Origin of the sequence: Butyrivibrio sp. (assembly GCF_017940685.1) — a bacterium.
Classification (GTDB): Bacteria; Bacillota; Clostridia; order Lachnospirales; family Lachnospiraceae; genus Butyrivibrio.
Window position 1 is genome coordinate 1 of sequence record NZ_JAGAYD010000242.1, and the last position, 1,523, is coordinate 1,523.

Consider the following 1,523-nt stretch of genomic DNA (forward strand, 5'->3'; position numbering starts at 1 on the left):
AAGGTAGATAACGTTGAAGTTGTTAAGGTTTCCAGTGTACTGTGTAAGAAGGAATGGTCCTGTTACAAACAGCATGTATGGAAGTGTGATGCTCTTAAACATCTGCCATGGATTAGCGCCGTCAATCCTTGCGCTCTCGTATAGATCCTCTGGAATGTTCATGAGAAGTCCTGTGGCAATGAGCACCATGTAAGGAATACCGATCCAGATATTGACTACAACTACTGTTATTCTGGCAAGAACCGGATCTGTCCAGAATGGAATGTAAGTCTTGATGATACCCCACTTAATGAGATATCCATTGATAAGTCCGTCGTTAGCGAACATCTTCATAACGTAAAGTAGTGATACGAACTGGGGAACAGCTATTGTCATAACAAGAATTGTTCTCCAGAGTTTCTTGAACTTGATCCCCTTTTTGTTGATGAGCATTGCTACTCCAAGTCCAAGGAAATAGTTTGTAAATGTAGCAAGGAAGGCCCAAACCAGGGTCCAGATAAGGACATAGGTAAAGGTTGAACCAATTCCAGCTCCTGAGAATGATACAAGATTTTTAAAGTTCTCAAGTCCCACCCATGTAAAGAGGTTTGATGGTGACTGATGGTTCTTGTCATAGTTGGTAAAGGCAACCAAGATCATGAACACAATTGGAAGTACAGTAAATACAAATATTCCAGTTACAGGAAGCGCAAGAAGTGTCTTGTGGAAATTCTTGTCAAATAAAGACATGAACACTTCATTGTTTGTTGGAAGCTTTTTCCCGTTCTTTAAAATAAGCTCTTCCTTGCGGTTTTCTCTGATATTGATGTACCAGACAAGAACAAAAGCAAAGATTGCGAAAAGAGCTAAAACTCCAAACAGCAGGATCAAAAAGCTGTTGTCTCCATATACAGTTTTACGTCCAACCTTCTTGGTTGCAACTGTTCCCAAAGTGCCTATCTTTGAAAGGTATCTCCATCCAAAGCCGGCCATAAACCAAAAGAACAGCACCTCAAGAGCCAGCAGCGCAGCTCCTATCAGAATCTGCCCTCTAAGTAGCGGGCCAAAGCCAAAGATCAAAAAAGATATCTTTGTTCTAAAATCTCCCTCTATGAATGTGGTACCTATCTCTTTAAAACCATTACCCAGGGCTTTAAAGAAAGTGGCAAAAGCATTCGTTTTATTTTTTCCTGCCTCTTGTGCCATACCTTCTGGCCTCCTTCTATTCCAGCTAATTCTTATTAGTTAAATACAGGCCCGGAAACAAATTGAATCCGAGCCTATATTGAATGTTATATATTTGGTTGTGCTATACGTATCACTGAGCGTAAGACTCACATGTTGTCTGGAAGTCTGTAAGAACCTGTGTAAGTGTAGCGTCATCAGCGTCAGCCTTAACCTCACCAGAGATGATTGAATCACCAAGTGATGTTGCAAGTGACCAGTAATCTCCAGGGTACTGTCCCTGAGGGATTGTGTACTGAAGCTGATCAGCAAGAGCTGAAAGAGCCTCGTCAGCCTTAACTGCATCTGACTGCTGAGCC

1 protein-coding gene and 1 pseudogene are annotated in these 1,523 nt (G+C 41.6%); both read right to left on the minus strand.

Going from position 1 to position 1,523, the window contains the following annotated elements; genetic code table 11:
• Positions 1–1,185, minus strand: a 1,185-nt coding sequence (locus J6I68_RS14200; RefSeq protein ID WP_292221277.1) for a carbohydrate ABC transporter permease, incomplete at its 3' end; no start/stop codon positions are given.
• A 112-nt stretch (positions 1,186–1,297) separates the two neighbouring features.
• Positions 1,298–1,523 (minus strand): annotated as a pseudogene (locus tag J6I68_RS14205) (extracellular solute-binding protein); the annotation flags it as partial.